At 65.2% G+C, this 16,775-nt stretch carries 21 protein-coding genes; 15 read left to right on the top strand and 6 right to left on the bottom strand.

The window, feature by feature from the left end; all coding sequences use genetic code 11:
• A partial coding sequence (locus tag QJT78_RS22975) for a transposase (RefSeq protein WP_281460297.1) occupies positions 1 to 266 on the bottom strand: 266 nt, incomplete at its 3' end.
• 294 nt (positions 267 to 560) lie between these two features.
• Between QJT78_RS22975 and QJT78_RS22970 the strand changes: the two genes are divergently transcribed.
• From QJT78_RS22970 to QJT78_RS22950, 5 genes are all read left to right on the top strand, one after another.
• Positions 561 to 2,375, top strand: a complete 1,815-nt coding sequence (locus QJT78_RS22970) for a long-chain-acyl-CoA synthetase (RefSeq protein WP_038942644.1) — start codon at positions 561 to 563, stop codon at positions 2,373 to 2,375.
• A gap of 229 nt (positions 2,376 to 2,604) precedes the next feature.
• Positions 2,605 to 2,850: an acyl carrier protein gene (locus tag QJT78_RS22965; protein ID WP_014491754.1), complete on the top strand. Its 246-nt coding sequence runs from the start codon at positions 2,605 to 2,607 to the stop codon at positions 2,848 to 2,850.
• A complete protein-coding gene (locus QJT78_RS22960) occupies positions 2,837 to 4,219 on the top strand; it encodes a class I adenylate-forming enzyme family protein (RefSeq protein ID WP_028148132.1) in 1,383 nt (460 codons plus the stop codon). The genes QJT78_RS22965 and QJT78_RS22960 overlap by 14 nt, the downstream gene beginning before the upstream one ends.
• On the top strand, positions 4,212 to 4,934 hold the full coding sequence (locus tag QJT78_RS22955) for an SDR family NAD(P)-dependent oxidoreductase (RefSeq protein WP_014491756.1): 723 nt from the start codon (positions 4,212 to 4,214) through the stop codon (positions 4,932 to 4,934). Before QJT78_RS22960 ends, QJT78_RS22955 begins: the two co-directional genes overlap by 8 nt.
• 126 nt (positions 4,935 to 5,060) lie before the next feature.
• Positions 5,061 to 5,270, top strand: a complete 210-nt coding sequence (locus tag QJT78_RS22950) for a hypothetical protein (RefSeq protein WP_085965659.1) — start codon at positions 5,061 to 5,063, stop codon at positions 5,268 to 5,270.
• A gap of 4 nt (positions 5,271 to 5,274) precedes the next feature.
• Here the strand turns inward: QJT78_RS22950 and QJT78_RS22945 are convergent, their stop codons facing one another.
• Positions 5,275 to 5,661 carry a hypothetical protein gene (locus tag QJT78_RS22945; protein ID WP_028148130.1) on the bottom strand — a complete coding sequence of 129 codons (387 nt, stop codon included), beginning with the start codon at positions 5,659 to 5,661 and terminating at the stop codon, positions 5,275 to 5,277.
• A gap of 221 nt (positions 5,662 to 5,882) precedes the next feature.
• On the opposite strand from QJT78_RS22945, the gene QJT78_RS22940 reads away from it, so the two are divergent.
• The gene (locus QJT78_RS22940; RefSeq protein WP_028148129.1) at positions 5,883 to 7,028 is read left to right on the top strand and encodes a DUF3095 domain-containing protein; all 1,146 of its coding nucleotides are present in this window, start codon (positions 5,883 to 5,885) and stop codon (positions 7,026 to 7,028) included.
• Between the two features lie 137 nt (positions 7,029 to 7,165).
• Here the strand turns inward: QJT78_RS22940 and QJT78_RS22935 are convergent, their stop codons facing one another.
• From QJT78_RS22935 to QJT78_RS22925, 3 genes are all read right to left on the bottom strand, one after another.
• Positions 7,166 to 7,600, bottom strand: coding sequence for a DUF2147 domain-containing protein (locus QJT78_RS22935; RefSeq protein ID WP_028148128.1), 435 nt, complete (start codon positions 7,598 to 7,600; stop codon positions 7,166 to 7,168).
• 106 nt (positions 7,601 to 7,706) lie between these two features.
• Entirely contained in the window at positions 7,707 to 9,092 is a 1,386-nt protein-coding gene (locus QJT78_RS22930) for an MATE family efflux transporter (RefSeq protein ID WP_028148127.1), read from the bottom strand.
• 82 nt (positions 9,093 to 9,174) lie between these two features.
• Positions 9,175 to 9,702: a GNAT family N-acetyltransferase gene (locus QJT78_RS22925; protein WP_028148126.1), complete on the bottom strand. Its 528-nt coding sequence runs from the start codon at positions 9,700 to 9,702 to the stop codon at positions 9,175 to 9,177.
• 232 nt (positions 9,703 to 9,934) lie between these two features.
• On the opposite strand from QJT78_RS22925, the gene QJT78_RS22920 reads away from it, so the two are divergent.
• Complete coding sequence (locus QJT78_RS22920; protein ID WP_028148125.1) at positions 9,935 to 10,531, top strand: superoxide dismutase; 597 nt, start codon at positions 9,935 to 9,937, stop codon at positions 10,529 to 10,531.
• Between the two features lie 4 nt (positions 10,532 to 10,535).
• Here the strand turns inward: QJT78_RS22920 and QJT78_RS22915 are convergent, their stop codons facing one another.
• Positions 10,536 to 10,676 (bottom strand): hypothetical protein, encoded by a 141-nt coding sequence (locus QJT78_RS22915; protein ID WP_155257741.1) that lies wholly within the window; start codon positions 10,674 to 10,676, stop codon positions 10,536 to 10,538.
• A 70-nt stretch (positions 10,677 to 10,746) separates the two neighbouring features.
• Between QJT78_RS22915 and QJT78_RS22910 the strand changes: the two genes are divergently transcribed.
• The 8 genes from QJT78_RS22910 to QJT78_RS22875 are packed head-to-tail and all read left to right on the top strand — an operon-like array spanning position 10,747 to position 16,765.
• The gene (locus QJT78_RS22910) at positions 10,747 to 11,358 is read left to right on the top strand and encodes a permease (protein WP_028148124.1); all 612 of its coding nucleotides are present in this window, start codon (positions 10,747 to 10,749) and stop codon (positions 11,356 to 11,358) included.
• Positions 11,355 to 11,855 carry a hypothetical protein gene (locus tag QJT78_RS22905; RefSeq protein ID WP_028148123.1) on the top strand — a complete coding sequence of 167 codons (501 nt, stop codon included), beginning with the start codon at positions 11,355 to 11,357 and terminating at the stop codon, positions 11,853 to 11,855. Before QJT78_RS22910 ends, QJT78_RS22905 begins: the two co-directional genes overlap by 4 nt.
• Positions 11,856 to 11,899: 44 nt before the next feature.
• Positions 11,900 to 12,148 carry a hypothetical protein gene (locus QJT78_RS22900; RefSeq protein WP_038942646.1) on the top strand — a complete coding sequence of 83 codons (249 nt, stop codon included), beginning with the start codon at positions 11,900 to 11,902 and terminating at the stop codon, positions 12,146 to 12,148.
• Positions 12,149 to 12,150: 2 nt separating this feature from the next.
• On the top strand, positions 12,151 to 12,906 hold the full coding sequence (locus QJT78_RS22895; protein ID WP_028148122.1) for an ABC transporter ATP-binding protein: 756 nt from the start codon (positions 12,151 to 12,153) through the stop codon (positions 12,904 to 12,906).
• 6 nt (positions 12,907 to 12,912) lie between these two features.
• Positions 12,913 to 13,782, top strand: a complete 870-nt coding sequence (locus QJT78_RS22890; RefSeq protein WP_028148121.1) for a metal ABC transporter permease — start codon at positions 12,913 to 12,915, stop codon at positions 13,780 to 13,782.
• 2 nt (positions 13,783 to 13,784) lie between these two features.
• Complete coding sequence (locus QJT78_RS22885) at positions 13,785 to 14,648, top strand: zinc ABC transporter substrate-binding protein (protein ID WP_028148120.1); 864 nt, start codon at positions 13,785 to 13,787, stop codon at positions 14,646 to 14,648.
• 54 nt (positions 14,649 to 14,702) lie between these two features.
• Positions 14,703 to 15,746: a GTP-binding protein gene (locus QJT78_RS22880; RefSeq protein WP_014491771.1), complete on the top strand. Its 1,044-nt coding sequence runs from the start codon at positions 14,703 to 14,705 to the stop codon at positions 15,744 to 15,746.
• Positions 15,746 to 16,765 (top strand): WD40 repeat domain-containing protein, encoded by a 1,020-nt coding sequence (locus tag QJT78_RS22875; protein WP_028148119.1) that lies wholly within the window; start codon positions 15,746 to 15,748, stop codon positions 16,763 to 16,765. The genes QJT78_RS22880 and QJT78_RS22875 overlap by 1 nt, the downstream gene beginning before the upstream one ends.
• The last annotated feature ends 10 nt before the right edge of the window (positions 16,766 to 16,775 follow it).

Here is a 16,775-nt window from a genome sequence, read left to right as displayed (position 1 = left end):
TCGATCGCAGTCACGATCTCCGCGATCCGCACCGCCGACACGTCCGCATCCAGGCGGACCGAAACCTTGCCAATCGTAATCTCGACGGGCCCCTCGCTCTTGCCTGACGCCACTGGATCGCTCAGCTCGATCGACACGAAATCCGCCGCGTCGTCCGTGACCAATGCGAGCCGGCCAGCACGCGCCAATCTGCGCCACGTCGTCAACTGCTGGGCCTTCACACCATAACGCCGTGCGACATCACATACCCGGGCGTCGGGCTTCATGCTCTCGAAAACAGCGCGCCCCTTGATCTCCGCAGACCATAACCGGCCTCCAGAACGCGTCCGGCGCGTAAGCTTCCCCACAAAGCCATCAGCTTCGGCTTCCTCCCCCGATTGTTCCATCGCCTTCAGTCTCCTCTCGGCTCTCTGACAAGCCAAGGATCGCAGAGCGAAAGCCGAAGCGAAACCAGTCAATCAAATGGGAGAAAAGCTCCGCTTACGCTTTACCTTGTCTCTTAACACCTGGGCAGGGCGTGCGAGCTAAGCTTGGGGAAACAGCAGATACGTTCCGAAAGAATGGACGGCATGACCACCGGCGTCATCGAACAACCGAAAGTCGCGCGCGCACCTTCGGCTTCAAAGATCTGGCTGAAGGCGATCGAGCTCACCGCGCGCATCGAGACGCTGCCGGGCCGGCTGTTCGCCGACGTCGTCGACGATTGGGCGCAGCGTCAGCCCGATCGCACCGCGCTGGTCGCAGATGAGGCAGCGATCGACTACGCAGGCCTCTCGAAGCGCATCAACCGCTATGCGCGCTGGGCGCGCTCGGCCGGCGTGGCCAAGGGGGATACCGTCGCGCTGATCATGCCGAACGGCATCGACTATGTTGCCGCGTGGCTCGGCATCAGCCGGGTCGGCGGCGTGGTCGCGCTGATCAACACCAGGCTAGTCGGCCAGTCGCTCGCGCATTGCGTTGATGTAGCCCGGCCGTCGCACATCATCGTCGCGCACGAGCTCATGGAAGCCTTGGACGGCGCGTCGCCGCACCTGAAGACAGCAGCAAAAGTCTGGACCCATGGCGATGCCCGCAGCGAGCGCGCGATCGACGTCGCACTTGCCGCACTCGAGGACGGGCCGCTCTCGCCGGACGAGCATGGCGACGTGACGATCAACGACCGTGCCCTGCTGATCTACACCTCCGGGACCACCGGCCTGCCGAAGGCGGCGAGCATCAGCCACCGCCGCATCCTCAACTGGGGCTTCTGGTTCGCCGGCCTCACCGGCGCCACGCCGCAGGACCGGCTTTATGATTGCCTGCCGCTGTTCCACTCGGTCGGCGGCATTGTCGCCCCGTGCAGCATGCTCGCCGCCGGCGGTTCGGTGGTGATCGCGGAAAAATTCTCGGCCTCGAACTTCTGGCCCGATATCGTGCGGCACGATTGCACGCTGTTCCAGTACATCGGCGAGCTCTGCCGCTACCTTCTGAAGGCGGCGCCGTCCGAATACGAGAACCGTCACCGCCTGCGGCTCGTCTGCGGCAACGGCCTGCGCGGCGACATCTGGGAGGATTTCCAGAACCGCTTCGCCATTCCGCACATCCTCGAATTCTATGCGGCGACGGAAGGCAATTTCTCGCTGTTCAACGTCGAGGGCCAGCCGGGTGCGATCGGCCGCGTTCCGCCATTGCTCGCGCATCGTTTTCCGGCGGGTCTCGTCAAGCTCGATCCTGATAGCGGCGCGCCGCTGCGCAATGAAGAAGGCTTTTGCGTTGCCTGCGCCCGGGGCGAGGCCGGCGAAGCCATCGGCCGCATCGGCACCGCGGATGAAGGCGGCGGCCGCTTCGAGGGCTATACCGACGCCGGCGAAACCGAGAAGAAAATCCTGCGCGACGTCTTCGCCAAGGGCGATGCCTGGTTCCGCACTGGCGATCTGATGCGGCTCGACGACAAGGGTTTCTTCCATTTCGTCGACCGCATCGGCGACACCTTTCGTTGGAAGGGTGAGAACGTCGCGACATCGGAGGTCAACGACGTCGTGCGCGATTTCACCGGCGTGATCGATGCCACCACCTATGGCATCAGCATCCCCGGCACCGACGGCCGCGCCGGCATGAGCGCCATCGTCGTCAACGAGGGGTTTGACATCGAGGGGCTACCCGCCCATCTCGCGCAGCGCTTGCCAGCTTACGCGCGCCCCGTCTTCATCCGTATCTCCCGCGAGCTCGATGCGACCGAGACGTTCAAGCAGAAGAAAGGCGAGCTGGCCCGGGAGGGCTTTGATCCGGAGCTGATAAGCGATCCGCTGTTCATGCTCGACCCGAAATCCGGCGCCTATGCTGCACTTGATTCAGAGATGCACTCGAAGGTCATCGACGGCGCGATCAGGCTGTAACTTATGAGCCAACGCGGTCGCTGCGTTCCCTCCCCCGCACGGGGGGAGGGAATGCGAGCGGCGTGCTCACCTCACTGCAACACGCAGCAAAATCCGCCTGTTAGGTCCAATTTTATCTGAATTGTCCAAGAAGCCATTTACTTCTGTCGGGTAAACAACACGGGCCTTGGGGAGGCGGTCATCAAGAGCCGCTGCAACACGAACCATCAATAACAAGAGTGAGCCAGCCATGTCGGTAAGGTCTAAGGTCATCGAAGCGATCCAGCAGATCGCCAAAGAGCAGCACGTCACGCTTCCCGCACTCTCGGACGATCTGTCCCTGCACGAGACGGGTTTCGATTCCCTCGCCTTCGCAATTCTGGTGGCGCGCCTCGAGGACGAGACCGGCGTCGATCCCTTCACCATTTCCGAGGACGTAGCGTTCCCCGCCACCGTGGGCGATTTCGTGCGGGCCTACGAAAATGTCCCCGCGTGAGACCTTCGCGCTCCGCGACTATCTGAGCCCGGAGCTCAAGGGCCGCACGATCTCCGATGCCCACCATGTGGTATCGCTGACGGACGTCCTCGGGCATACGGTTCTGGGCGGCCGTCTGCGTGAGCTGGCGGGCCGCTCTGTCCTGCTCAAGCTGTCGGACCAGCTCAAATCGGGGCTCGCCATGATCGAGCTCGATGGTGTCGCACGGCGCATGCTGTTGTGCCCGCCCGATCTTAATCCGGCGCATCTTGATGCGCTGATCGCGGACGCCGAGATCGATGCTGTCGTCACCGACGAGCCTGCGCAATGGGCCGCAAAGACAATCGCGCTCGTTGTCACCGCGCAATTGCCGCTTCAGGCCGCCACGCCGGCCAGGACCGAACGCGCCACCGAGTGGCTGATGCTGACGTCCGGCACGTCGGGCGTACCAAAAATCGCCGGCCATACGCTGGAAGCATTGACGGGCGCCATCGTCGCCGAAGGCCCTGCGCGCGGACCCGCGCCGGTCTGGGCGACATTCTACGACATTCGCCGCTATGGCGGCCTGCAGATTTTCCTGCGCGCGGTTCTCTCCGGCGCCTCGATGGTGCTGTCCGATCCGCATGAAGCGCTCGGCGATCACGTCGCGCGGCTGAATGCGCGCAACGTGTCGCATATCTCCGGCACGCCGTCGCACTGGCGCAAGCTCTTGATGAGCGGCTCGGCTGCACAGTTCGCGCCGGGATACGTCCGTCTGTCCGGCGAGATCGCCGACCAGGCGGTGCTCGACGGCCTGAAGGCCGCGTTCCCCAATTCCTCCGTCGGTCACGCCTATGCCTCGACCGAGGCGGGCGTCGGCTTTGCCGTCAATGACGGGCTGGAGGGCTTTCCGGCCGATTATCTCGGCAACCGCAACGGCGTCGAGATGAAGGTCGTGGATGGCTCGCTGCGCATCCGCTCGACGCGCACGGCGCATGCTTACATCGGCCGCAATGCGGCCGCGCTGACCGACGACGACGGATTCGTCGACAGCGGCGACATCGTCGAGTTGCGCGGTGACCGCTATTATTTCGTCGGCCGCCGCGGCGGCATCATCAATATCGGCGGGCTGAAGGTTCATCCCGAGGAGATCGAGGCGGTCATCAACCGCCATGCCGACGTGCGGATGTCGCGGGCAAAATCGCGCCGCAGCCCGATCACCGGCGGCATCGTCGTCGCCGACGTGATCCTCGCCGACGGCACCGATCAGGCGCGGGTGAAGGAGATCCGCGACCAGATCCTGGATCAGTGCCGCGCGCAGCTCGCCTCTCACAAGGTGCCGGCGGTGATCCGCTTCGTCGATGCGCTCGACGTCACCCCGGCCGGAAAACTGGCGCGCACCGATGCATAATGTCCTCGTCACCGGCGGCAGCCGCGGCATCGGCCTTGCGATCGGCAGGCGGCTGGCTGATGCCGGCTATAACGTGATTGCGGCGGCACGGCGCGAGAGCGACGAGCTCAGGGCGGCGATCGGCCTCTCCGAAGGGCGCCTGCATTTCCGTGCCTGCGACCTCGCCGTGATCGACGCGATCCCGGCGTTCGCAAAACTTATCCGTGACGAGTTCGGCCCGATCTACGGCCTCGTCAACAATGCTGGCCTCGGCACCGAAGGCCTGCTCGCAACCATGCACAATTCCGAGATCGAGGCGCTGGTGCAGCTCAACGTGCTGTCGCCGATCATTCTCACCAAATATGTCGCGCGCCAGATGATGGCCGATGGTGCCGGGCGCATCATCAACATCTCCTCGATCATCGCGACCACGGGCTACAACGGCCTCTCCGTCTACGGCGCGACCAAGGCCGCCGCCACCGGCTTCACCCGCTCGCTCGCGCGCGAGGTCGGCAAGCTCGGCATCACCGTGAACGCGATCGCGCCTGGTTTCATCGACACCGAGCTGACCCACAATCTCTCCGACGAAGGACGCAAGCGCATCGCCGGCCGCAGCGCGCTGCGTCGCCTTCCGGAGACCGACGATGTCGCGCGCATGGTGGAATATCTGCTCGGTGAGGGCGGCCGCAACGTCACCGGCACCGTGTTCACGATCGATGCCGGGAACACGGCGTAAGCGGAACTCCGCCGCCACGATTGAGTTGATCCGTCGCGATGACATCAAGCCGGATTTGGTCGTAAGATGCCCCGCAATCGATTGGCTTACGTCGATCGATCTGCCCTAATCGAGAGGGAGCAGTCGATGGCCACGTCAAACATGACCGCTTCAAATCACGCCCGGATCGAGGAGCCTCGCGCGAAGCCGGACGATGTCCATTGCCCCCCGATGACGCAGCAGCATTCCGGCGGGCACGGTCATGAAATGTATCCGCAGCAATTCGTGCGCCTGGTCGGTTGCCACGACGTCTCTCTCGACGCCCTGCGCAAGCGCGAGGACGAAAAGCTGCATTAGGCGTTCACGTCGATTGCTTCGGCAGGTCAATCCGCTCGTGTGAAAATTCCGGCGGCCCTTCGGTCAGGCGGCGGATGCGGCGTTCGCGTTCGTCTGTTGGCAATGCGGGGTCGAGCAGCCGCTCGATCTCGTGCACCGCCAGCGCCTCGATCCTGGTGGCGTCGGATGCGACCGGCTGGGCCGACGTGAGTGCCGGGGGCGCGATCTTCAGGCCCAGTTCGACCAGCCTGCAGATCGCGGCTGAACGCGACAGGTGATGAGCTTCAGCCCAGGCGTCGACAGCCGCGGTCAGTCCCTCCGGCATCTTCACCGCGCTGACCGGATCGAGCCCCGTGCGCCGGTGCACCGGAGCGGTCGAGTCCTTGTTGCCGAAGTCGGGCACCTCGATCATCCCATCATCTCTGGAGATGCTCTTACCATAGCCGCTCTTCCGGCCGGCTGTTTGACGCCGATCAATGACGGATCGCGCCATTCGCGGCAGCGCGATCTTGTTGTCCGGGTGCATTTCGGCCAATGATCGGGAATCGAAAGAGGGCGCCTGCCGGCGAACCCGGATCGATCCTGCCTCGTATCTTTCCTCGGACGCGCTTCCCAACCATCCGGCATCACCCGATGACATCAGGCGAATCCTTCTACGGCGGCATTCCCGTCTTCCGCGGCTTCACCAGCCTGATGGACCCCGCGCTCTATTCGCCATTACCTGACGACTGGAACATCGGCGTTGCCGACATCGTCGATTCCACCAAGGCGATTGCGGCGCAGCGCTACAAGGCGGTCAACATGGCCGGTGCCGCCGTGATCGCGGCGGTGACCAACGCGCTCGAGGGGCGAGAATTCCCCTTCGTGTTCGGCGGCGACGGCGCGAGCTTTGCGGTCGCGCCTTCCGATGTCGAACGCACCCACGAGGCGCTGGCCGCGACCGCGACCTGGGTGCGGGAAGATCTCGATCTGAAGATGCGCGTCGCGCTGGTGCCGGCGAGTGTGATCCGCGCGCAAGGGCTCGACGTGCGCGTCGCACGCTTCGGTCCGTCGGCCAATTTGTCCTATGCGATGTTTTCCGGCGGCGGGCTCGCCTGGGCCGACGCCGCCATGAAGCGCGGCGAGTTCGCGGTCGCCGAGGCGCCCGCCGGCACGCAGCCCGATCTTTCCGGCCTGTCCTGCCGCTTCGAGGTGATGCCGTCCGCGCGCGGCCTGATCCTGTCGGTGCTGGTGATGCCGGCGCGCGGTGTCGATCCGGACGCCTTCCGCAAGGTGATCGAGGACATCATCCATCTCGTGGAGCGCAGCCCTGATGGCGGCCGCCCGGTGCCGCCGCAGGGGCCGCCGCTGAAATGGCCGCCGCAGGGGCTGGAATTCGAAGCCCGCACCAAACGCGGCGGTCCGCTGGTCGCGCGCCGCGCCCGTGTGCTGGCCTACACGCTGTTCGTCTATCTGATCATGCGTTTCGACCTCAACGTCGGCGGCTTCGTGCCAAACGTCTACAAGCGACAGGTGGTCGAGAATTCAGACTTCCGCAAATACGACGACGGCCTGCGCATGATCCTCGACTGCACCCCGCAGCTCGAGCGTGCGTTGAGCGACCGTCTCGCGGCTGCGGCGCGCGACGGCGTCGTGCGCTACGGCCTCTACCAGCAGGACGCCGCGATGATGACCTGTTTCACGCCATCGGCCCTGCGCAGCGACCACGTCCATTTCATCGACGGTGCGCGCGGCGGCTACGCGTCGGCGGCAACGGCGTTGAAGGCGATGGCGGGGTAAGGGCATTCTCGTGTCCCGGACGCGCTGCGGCACGCAGTGACGCTGCGCAGAGCCGGGACCCACACTGCGATGGGCCCCGGCTCTGCAGCGCACCACTATGTGCTGCGCTGCGTCCGGGGCACGAGAGTTCGTCGATCTCAGCGTCCCGCGCGCGTCCAGGTCTCGCCGCCACAGAGCGCGCCGACGCAGCCTTCGACCCGCAGCGAATCCGCACCCGTCACGGAGACGTTGCTCGCATAGGTGCTGCCGTCATCGGCATTGTAGATCTGGCCCGACCATTTGTTCGGCCCTGAGGGCTCCATGCCGCTGAACAGCGGTAGGCCGATCATCGCGCGTTTGGCGAGCGCGGGATTGGGATTCTTGCTGTCGGTCGCAGGCTGGCCGGTCGCGGTGTCATAGGGCTCGCGCAGCCAGACGATATGGCCGCAGATGCCGCCGCCGCATTTGCTGATCTTGACGCGCGCATCGCCGGCCTGGGTCAGCCAGGTCCCATCGGCGCTCTGCGCGTGGGCGGCAGTCGCGCCAAACAGCGCAGTCAGGATGACGGAAAGGATGGCGAATCTGCCGAACATAGAGAGCCCCCGAAAATTGAGGCGCCTCCATAGCAGTCCGGCAGGATAGTGCAACGCTGGATGGAATCACATTCCCGCGTTTATCTGCCCGCTTATTTGCCTGCGCTCATTTGCCCCAGCGGGCGAAGGCGACAGAGGCTGCGGTCGAAAGTCCGAACACGACCATGGCGCCGCCGACCAGTGCGAACAAGGTCCAGGCCGGCGCATGCGCCGTCATGAGACCGACGCCGCCGATCGCGACGATCAGGAGCCGCGCCGTGGAGGCCAGCACCGGACCACCGACGCGCGCCGCGCCTTGCGAGGAAAAATACAGCGACACGCCCATGCCGAAGAACACGAAGGCCGGCCCCGCCCAGTGGAAATAGCTGTGCGCCGCCGCGCTGACGCCGGGATCCCCGGTGAAAAGCGATACCCACAATGCCGGATCAAGCGCGATGACGAGGCCGATCAGGCCGACGGTCAATCCCGAGGCCGCGGCTGCGGTCCAGGCGACACGCCGCGCGCGTTTCACATGTCCGGCGCCCATCGCCATGCCGACCATCGGCACCGAGGCGATGCCGAAGGCGAAGGTGATCGGGATCAGCAGGAATTCCAGCCGCGAGCCGATGCCGTAGCCGGCCAGCATCTCGGTGCCGAAGGTCGCGAGGATTTTCGTGAAGATCAGAATCGTGAGCACGGTCTGGAGCGGCGACAGGCAGGCGACCGCGCCGACCTTGAGGATGTCCAGGAACATCGCGCGTTCGAAATGGAAGGCGCGGACCTTCAGCGGCAGCCGGCTGCGGCCGGACAGCAGATACCAGAGAAAGAAGATCGCCGCGCAGGTGAAAGCGATCAACTGGCCGGCGGCGACACCGGGCATGCCGAATTGCTTCACGCCGAACAGGCCGAGCCCCAGCGTGCCGCCGAGCGCGATCTGGAGCGCGCTCGCCCCGATAAGAATCATCGAAGGCAGGCGCATGTCGCCGGTGCCGCGGATCACCGAGGCCAGCGTGTTGACGAGCCAGATCGCGATCGCGCCGGAGAACAGCATTTGCGAATAGCTGCTGGCTTCCTCGAGCACGCGCTCGCGTCCGCCGAGCAGCGTGAAGAAGCTGCGGCCGAAGGCGAGCATCATCACCGTGAAGAACAGTCCGCCGCAGAGGCCGATGATGGCGGCGTGCAGCGCCAGCGTCGCGGCGCGGTCACGATCGCCTGCGCCGAGCGCGCGGCTGATCGCGGACGAAACGCCGCCGCCCATCGCGCCCGCGCTCATCATCTGCGTCAGCATCGCGAACGGAAACACCAGCGCGATCGCCGCCAGCGGAATGGTGCCGAGCCGGCCGATATAGGAGGTCTCGGCAATCGCAACCAGCGTGCTGCCGACCATCGCGATCATGTTGGGGATCGCGAGCCGCAGCAGCGTCGGCAGGATCGGCGCCGTCAGCAGGCTCGCAATGGGGGAGGCGACCGGTGCACGTGGCGGCGCGGCGTCTGCGGAGGCGTCGATCGTCATGTTCACCGGGCGGAATATTGGATGACTATCGACATCTTATCGGGCGCAGCATCTTGGCGCCAGTCCTCCCCTCACGCAGGGCTCACCAGGGCAGGCCGCATAGGTCGATGGTGCCCAGCGTCGGCGCGCGGACGATGTTGAAGACGTACGGCGCCATGTAGTCGAAGCGGATCCGACCCTCCGGCTGCTCGCAATAGACCTCGCCCTTGAAGGGCAGCCAGCTGCGGGCTTCGTAGAACGCAAAATTGTTCGATTCGGAGAACAGCAGCCCGAAACGGACCGCCTCGTTGGCGCGCATGGTGTGGATGGCTGCGTCGATCGCCATGGTCGCGTAGCCGCGGCCGCGCCGGTCCTCGCGGGTGCAGACCCCGCCGATGCCGCCGATGTGAACCTTCTGTCCATTCCAGGTGACGGTACGGAAGTAGATGCCGACGTGGCAGACGAGGCCGTCCTCGGGCGTCTCGATCAGCACGCGAAGGTCGGCATTGGCCCATTTAACGTGGCTCCACGACGGCTTCTCGGCGGCGTCGCGTCCCCAGACCGCACTGAGCAGCGGCTCCGCGATCCGCCACGAGGCGTCGCCGTTCAAAATGTCGATCTCGATGCTCATTGCCTTCTCTTTCGCATCTCCGCGCCGTGGTGCGTTCGTTCTGCCATAAGCGCCTCAAAGGCAATGATATTTTACGGCCTGTCGAAGCCCGCCCCACGATGCGTCGATTTTATGCAATCCGGCCAATCGGCCGCATCACGCAATTTCGCAAATTGGCGGTATTTAACGGCGGTGGAACCTTCTATAAGAGTCCCCGTTAAGCCAGTTCCCCATCAGTCGCGGACAACAACCCATGACCTTTACGCTGCCCCCACTCCCTTACGCCTATGACGCCCTCGGCCAGTTCATGTCGAAGGAGACGCTGGAATTCCACCACGACAAGCATCATCAGGCCTACGTCACCAACGGCAACAACGCGCTTAAGGGCACCGAATGGGAAGGCAAGTCCCTTGAGGAGATCGTCAAGGGCTCGTTCGGCAAGAACCCGGCCGTGTTCAACAATGCCGGCCAGCACTACAACCACATCCACTTCTGGAGCTGGATGAAGCCCAATGGCGGCGGCACCAAGCTGCCGGGCAAGCTCGAGAAGAAAATCAACGAGGACCTCGGCGGCTTCGAGAAGTTCAAGACCGACTTCCAGGCGGCCGGCGTCGGCCAGTTCGGCTCCGGCTGGGCCTGGCTCCAGGTCAAGAACGGCAAGCTCGAGATCTCCAAGACCCCGAACGGCGAGAATCCGCTGGTGCACGGCGCCACTCCGATCCTCGGCGTGGACGTCTGGGAGCACTCCTACTACATCGACTATCGCAACCGCCGTCCGGACTATCTGAAGGCGTTCGTCGAGAACCTCGTGAACTGGGAATACGTCGAGTCCCTGTACGACAAGGCCTGAGCCATCACACTTTCCGGGCGCGGCGTCGCCGCTCCAGGATGACGAACTCGAAAAGGCGGTCGCATGTGCGGCCGCCTTTTTGCTGTGCGGAATTCAGCTGCTGCTTCGCATGGCCCTGCGCGAGGTGCGCATCGCTTCCGGTCATCGTACTGTTTGCATCGCATGAGCGGCGCCCTTAATCAGGATGGGCATCACCCTCGAGCCCACCGAGCCCGTTGTCAGAGCCTTCCCCGAACAATCCGGCGCGTGCCGAGGACGCGGAGTCCGAGCCGCGGCCGGGGCGCGTGCGCAAGCCGATCGGCTGGTCGACCATCATCATCGCGGTGCTGGTGGCGGTGAGCGCGGGCCTGGTCTGGCGGCGTGATGGCACAGACGGTGTCCTGGAGATTCTCACGCACGACCTCTCGCTGTTCGGCGGCATCCTGCCGCGCGTGCTGGCGGGCTGCCTGCTCGGGGCCTTCATCTCCGAGATCCTGCCGCACGAAAAAGTCTCGCGCTCGCTCGGGCCGAAATCCGGCCTGATGGGCCTTTTGATCGGCACCGCCTTCGGCGCGATCCTGCCGGGCGGACCCTTCACCGCCTATCCGGTGGCGAGCGCGCTGCTCGCTGTCGGCGCCGATTTCGGCGCCACCATCGCCATGGTCGTGAGCTGGACCCTGATCGGCTACGGCCGCGCCGTGGCCTGGGAAATCCCGATCATGGGCACCGACTTCACGCTGTGGCGGATCGTCATTTCGCTGCCGCTGCCGGTGCTCGCCGGCGCGCTCGGCCGCTTCGTCTATGTCCGGATCTATCCGCAGCCGGCCGCGAAGGACGACGAGACTTGAGCGCGGCGCTTCTGATCGACATCCTGTTGTGGAGCTCTGTGTTCGGCGTCGGCCTGATCGCCTTTCGCCGCGGCCCACCGGTATTCAAGGCCTCGCTCCGCGAAGGCTCCATGGACTTCATCAACATCGTGCCGCGCATTGCGCTCGGAGTGATCGGCTCTGGCTACATCGCCGCCATTATCCCGCAGGAGGTGATCACCGGCTGGCTCGGGCCGGACAGCGGCTGGCTCGGGGTTGCGACCGCCGTGGTCGCCGGCGCCGCCACGCCCGGCGGACCCGTGATCGGCTTCTCCATCGGCACGGTGGCGCTGAAGTCGGGCGGTGGGGTGCCGCAGGTGGTTGCCTACGTCGTCGCCTGGGCCCTGTTCGCCTTCCAGCGGGTGATTCTGTGGGAAATCCCGTTCATGCCGGCCCGGTTCGTCTGGTTCCGCTGCGCCGTCTCGGTGCCATTCCCCTTCGTGGCGGCTGCCATCGCGATGGTGATCGGCAGGCCCTGAGCCGGCCGTGGACAGGGGTAATGTTATAATATAACGTCGCTGGCATGGTTCCCGCCGCGTCCCACGCCCATCACCACGACCACGTTCATGGCGATTCCCATGACCATTCTCATGGCGACGGGCATTCGCATGGGCACGACCATACCCACGCCCATGTCCATGATGCGGCCTCGCCCCATCCGGCTCAGGACGCGCCCTGGTCGATCCTGCGCATGACCTTGGCCGGCCGCCTCGCGGCCGCGTTTGCCGTCTGTGCCGTGCTCTGGGGCGTGGTCTTCCTGGCGATGAGGTGAGCATGGCGGCGGCACTGCACTTTCACAATGTCACGCTCGGCTATGACCGTCACCCGGCTGTGCATCATCTCAACGGCGAGGTCGCGCGAGGTGCGCTGGTCGCCGTGATCGGCCCGAACGGCGCTGGCAAGTCGACGCTGTTGCGCGGCATCGTCGGCATCCTCCGGCCGCTCGACGGCAGCATCCATCTCGGCGGGCTCGATAGCCGCGATATCGCCTATCTGCCGCAGAGCGCGGAGATCGACCGCAGCTTCCCGATCTCGGTGTTCGACTTCGTCGGCACCGGGCTGTGGCGCGACGCGGGCCTGTTCGGCGGCATCGGCAAGGCTGCGCGCGAGAAGATCCTGCGCGCGATCGCCTCTGTCGGCCTCAACGGCTTCGAGAACCGCCCCATCGGCACGCTCTCGGGCGGGCAGATGCAGCGCATCCTGTTCGCGCGCGTGCTGCTCCAGGACGCGCGCCTGATCGTGCTCGACGAGCCCTTCAACGCCATCGACAGCAAGACCACGGCCGATCTGCTCGCGCTGGTGAAGCACTGGCACGGTGAAGGCCGCACCGTGCTCGCCGCGCTGCACGACATGGAAATGGTGCGCAACCATTTCACCGAAACGCTGGTGCTGGCGCGCGGCCCCGTGGCCTGGGGACCGACGGCGGAGGTGCTGACGCCGGAAAACCTGCTGGTCGCGATGCGGATGTGCGAGGCTTTTGACGATAGTGCCACGGCTTGCGCCGAGGACGGACACTCGCGGGCGGCGTGATCGCAGATGATCTATGACGCGCTGATCGGCCCGTTCACCGAATTCGAGTTCATGCGGCGCGCGCTTGCCGCCGTGATCGCGCTGTCGCTGGCGGGCGCACCGATCGGCGTGTTCCTGATGCTGCGGCGCATGAGCCTCGTCGGCGATGCCATGGCGCATGCGATCCTGCCCGGCGCGGCCGTTGGCTTCCTGCTCTCCGGCCTCAATCTGTTCGCGATGACGGCCGGCGGCCTGGTTGCAGGCTTTGCCGTCGCAATCCTCGCCGGTGTGGTCGCGCGCTCGACCGGGCTCAAGGAGGACGCCTCGCTTGCGACCTTCTATCTGGCCTCGCTGGCGCTGGGCGTCACCATCGTCTCGATCAAGGGCACCAATATCGACCTCCTGCACGTGCTGTTCGGCAACATCCTCGCGATGGACGACCAGACGCTGCTGGTGGTGGCCTTCAACGCCACGGTGACGCTGCTGGTGCTCGCGGTGATCTATCGCCCGCTGGTGATCGAGAGCGTCGATCCCCTGTTCTTGCGCACCGTCAGCCGTGCCGGCGGCCCCGCGCATCTCGCCTTCCTCGCGCTCGTCGTGATCAACCTCGTCAACGGCTTTCAGGCGCTCGGCACGCTGCTCGCGGTGGGCCTGATGATCCTGCCGGCCGGCATTGCCCGGTTCTGGTCGCGCGATCTCACTGTCATGATCTGCATCGCCGTCGTCGCTGCCGCCGTCGCGGGCTATGCGGGCCTCGTGCTGTCGTTCCAGACCCGCGTGCCGTCGGGCCCTGCGATCATTCTGGTGGCGACGGTGCTTTACATCGTCTCGGTGCTGTTCGGCCGCGTCGGTGGCGTTGTCAGGCAGATGTTTCCCGGCCGGCATCTGGAGGCGTGACGATGCGGCGCCTCCTGCTTTGTGTGCTCCTGCTGATCGCCTCGCCGCTGCATGCGGCCGAGCGGCTCAACGTCGTCGCGAGCTTCTCGATCCTCGGCGATTTCGTCCGGAATGTTGGCGGCGATCGGGTCGACGTCACGACGTTGGTCGGCCCCGACAGCGACGTCCACGTCTACACGCCCGCGCCAAGCGATGCGAAGCGGATTGCGGACGCAAAGCTCGTCATCGTCAACGGGCTCGGCCTCGAAGGCTGGCTGCCCCGTCTGGTGCAGTCCGCAGGAAGCAAGGCGCAGGTGGTCACCGTGAGTGCCGGCATCGCACCGCTAAAGCTCGGCTCGGCCGCGGATCCGCATGCCTGGCAGTCCGTTCCCAACGCCAGGATCTATGTGAGCGACATCGCCAATGCGCTGGCCGCGGCCGACCCTGACGACGCCGAGTTCTTCCGCGCCCGGGCAAAGGCCTATCTGGACAAGCTCGAAGCGCTCGACCGCGAGGTGCGGGAGGCCGTGGCGAAAATCCCGCCGGAGCGGCGCAAGGTGATCTCCACTCACGACGCCTTCGGCTATTTCGCCGCCGAATATGGTGTCCAGTTCGTGGCCCCCTTGGGGGTCTCCACGGAGACCGAGCCCAGCGCGCGGGACATCGCCGCCATCATCGGCCAGATCAAGGCCCAAAAGATCCCGGCCGTGTTCCTGGAAAACATCAGTGATGACCGCCTGATCCGGCGGATCGCGGCCGAGACCGGGGCGAAGGTCGGCGGGACCCTGATTTCGGACGGTTTGACCGGCGAAAAGGGGCTTGCACCCACTTACATTGATATGGTCAGGCACAATATAAAGGCCCTGACCAGCGCGCTTGACCACTAGGGCAGGGGGCCACCCCGCCGTGCGTCGCGCGGAAAAGCCCGACCCGGAGTTGTCATGTCTGAAGCGTCCCAAAAAATTCCCGTGACCGTGCTGACCGGCTATCTCGGCGCCGGCAAGACCACACTGCTGAACCGCATCCTGTCGGAAAACCACGGCAAGAAATACGCCGTCATCGTCAACGAATTCGGCGAGATCGGCATCGACAACGACCTCATCATCGGCGCCGATGAGGAAGTGTTCGAGATGAACAACGGCTGCATCTGCTGCACCGTGCGCGGCGACCTCGTGCGCATCATGGACGGCCTGATGAAGCGCAAGGGCAAGTTCGACGCCATCATCGTCGAGACCACCGGCCTTGCCGATCCCGCGCCTGTCGCCCAGACCTTCTTCGTCGACGAGGACGTGCAGAAGAACGCGCGGCTCGACGCCGTCGTCACGGTCGCCGACGCCAAATGGCTGTCCGACCGGCTTAAGGATGCGCCCGAGGCCAAGAACCAGATCGCGTTCGCCGACGTCATCGTGCTGAACAAGACCGATCTCGTCACCAAGCCGGAGCTTGCCGAGGTCGAGGCCCGCATCCGCGCCATCAACCCCTATGCCAAGCTGCATCGCACCGAGCGCTGCTCGGTCGCCCTGGCGGATGTGCTCGACCGCGGCGCCTTCGACCTCGACCGCATCCTCGACATCGAGCCGGATTTCCTGGAGGCCGACGATCATGACCACGATCATGATCATCACCATCACGGCCACGACCACCACCACCATGATCACGGCCACGGCCTGAAGCACTATCACGACGAGGACATGCAGTCGCTGTCGCTCAAGACCGACAAGCCGCTCGATCCGAACGTGTTCATGCCCTGGCTCCAGAACCTGGTGCAGGTCGAGGGCGGCAAGATCCTGCGCTCCAAGGGCATCCTCGCCTTCCATGACGATGATGACCGCTATGTCTTCCAGGGCGTCCACATGATGCTGGAGGGCAACCACCAGCGGAAGTGGAAGGACGGCGAGCCGCGCGAGAGCCGCCTCGTCTTCATCGGCCGCGAATTGCCGGAAAAGGCCATTCGCGAGGGTTTTGAGAGCTGCATCGTCTCGTGATGAAAGAGTTTACGCCGGCCCCCGATTCCGCCTCGATCGTCTCCGTCACCGATCGCGTCAAGCCGGTTGCGCTCGGCATGGGCGTGACCTCGGTGTATTTCCTTGGGCCCCGCGCCGCCTTCGTCGGCGGCGAGGAGAATGTCGCGTTCGTCGACGCCAAGGGCGAGATCACGACGGTCTCCGCGCATAGCGGCGGCATTCTGTCGACCGCCTCCGACGGCAAGCGCCTCATCATGGGCGGCGACGACGGCAAGGTCGTTTCGCTCGACGCCAAGGGTGAGGTGACGCTGCTCGCCACCGACCCCAAGCGGCGCTGGATCGACGCGGTGGCGTTGCATCCCGACGGTGCCTATGCCTGGTCGGCCGGCAAGACGGCCACCGTCAAGAGCGGCAAGACCGAGGAGAAGTCGCTCGAGGTGCCCTCGACCGTCGGCGGTCTCGCCTTCGCGCCGAAGGGCCTGCGGCTCGCGATCGCGCATTACAACGGCGCGACGCTGTGGTTTCCGAACATGGAAGGATCGGCCGAATTCCTGCCATGGGCCGGCTCGCATCTCGGCGTCACCTTCAGCCCGGACAACAAGTTCCTGGTGACCACGATGCACGAGGCGGCGCTGCACGGCTGGCGGCTTGCCGACAACAGGCACATGCGCATGACCGGCTATCCCGGCCGCGTCCGTTCGATGTCCTGGAGCGCGGGCGGCAAGGCGCTCGCGACCTCGGGCGCTGACACCATCATCCTGTGGCCGTTCGCCAGCAAGGACGGCCCGATGGGCAAGGAGCCCGCGATGCTCGCGCCGCTGCAGGCGCGCGTGTCGGTTGTCGCCTGCCATCCGAAGAACGACATCCTCGCCGCCGGCTACAGCGACGGCACCGTGCTGATGGTGCGGCTCGATGACGGCGCCGAGATTCTCGTTCGCCGCAATGGCTCGCCTCCGGTCGCAGCGATTGCCTGGAACGCCAAGGGCACGCTGCTGGCCTTCGCCGACGAAAATGGGGACGGCGGTCTGCTGGAGCTTTAATCTGTCATCG

The sequence above is a fragment of the Bradyrhizobium sp. Mp27 genome, from assembly GCF_029953005.1.
In the GTDB taxonomy this organism is placed as follows: Bacteria; Pseudomonadota; Alphaproteobacteria; order Rhizobiales; family Xanthobacteraceae; genus Bradyrhizobium; species Bradyrhizobium barranii.
The sequence above is the reverse complement of the archived record's forward strand: the minus strand, read 5'-3'. Positions and strand labels throughout refer to the sequence as shown.

Coding starts and splice junctions, on each gene's coding strand:
- QJT78_RS22970 (WP_038942644.1), top strand. CDS start 561: ATGGACGGCATGACCACCGGCGTCATCGAACAACCGAAAGTCGCGCGC.
- QJT78_RS22965 (WP_014491754.1), top strand. CDS start 2,605: ATGTCGGTAAGGTCTAAGGTCATCGAAGCGATCCAGCAGATCGCCAAA.
- QJT78_RS22960 (WP_028148132.1), top strand. CDS start 2,837: ATGTCCCCGCGTGAGACCTTCGCGCTCCGCGACTATCTGAGCCCGGAG.
- QJT78_RS22955 (WP_014491756.1), top strand. CDS start 4,212: ATGCATAATGTCCTCGTCACCGGCGGCAGCCGCGGCATCGGCCTTGCG.
- QJT78_RS22950 (WP_085965659.1), top strand. CDS start 5,061: ATGGCCACGTCAAACATGACCGCTTCAAATCACGCCCGGATCGAGGAG.
- QJT78_RS22945 (WP_028148130.1), bottom strand. CDS start 5,661: ATGATCGAGGTGCCCGACTTCGGCAACAAGGACTCGACCGCTCCGGTG.
- QJT78_RS22940 (WP_028148129.1), top strand. CDS start 5,883: ATGACATCAGGCGAATCCTTCTACGGCGGCATTCCCGTCTTCCGCGGC.
- QJT78_RS22935 (WP_028148128.1), bottom strand. CDS start 7,600: ATGTTCGGCAGATTCGCCATCCTTTCCGTCATCCTGACTGCGCTGTTT.
- QJT78_RS22930 (WP_028148127.1), bottom strand. CDS start 9,092: ATGACGATCGACGCCTCCGCAGACGCCGCGCCGCCACGTGCACCGGTC.
- QJT78_RS22925 (WP_028148126.1), bottom strand. CDS start 9,702: ATGAGCATCGAGATCGACATTTTGAACGGCGACGCCTCGTGGCGGATC.
- QJT78_RS22920 (WP_028148125.1), top strand. CDS start 9,935: ATGACCTTTACGCTGCCCCCACTCCCTTACGCCTATGACGCCCTCGGC.
- QJT78_RS22915 (WP_155257741.1), bottom strand. CDS start 10,676: ATGACCGGAAGCGATGCGCACCTCGCGCAGGGCCATGCGAAGCAGCAG.
- QJT78_RS22900 (WP_038942646.1), top strand. CDS start 11,900: ATGGTTCCCGCCGCGTCCCACGCCCATCACCACGACCACGTTCATGGC.
- QJT78_RS22895 (WP_028148122.1), top strand. CDS start 12,151: ATGGCGGCGGCACTGCACTTTCACAATGTCACGCTCGGCTATGACCGT.
- QJT78_RS22890 (WP_028148121.1), top strand. CDS start 12,913: ATGATCTATGACGCGCTGATCGGCCCGTTCACCGAATTCGAGTTCATG.
- QJT78_RS22885 (WP_028148120.1), top strand. CDS start 13,785: ATGCGGCGCCTCCTGCTTTGTGTGCTCCTGCTGATCGCCTCGCCGCTG.
- QJT78_RS22880 (WP_014491771.1), top strand. CDS start 14,703: ATGTCTGAAGCGTCCCAAAAAATTCCCGTGACCGTGCTGACCGGCTAT.
- QJT78_RS22875 (WP_028148119.1), top strand. CDS start 15,746: ATGAAAGAGTTTACGCCGGCCCCCGATTCCGCCTCGATCGTCTCCGTC.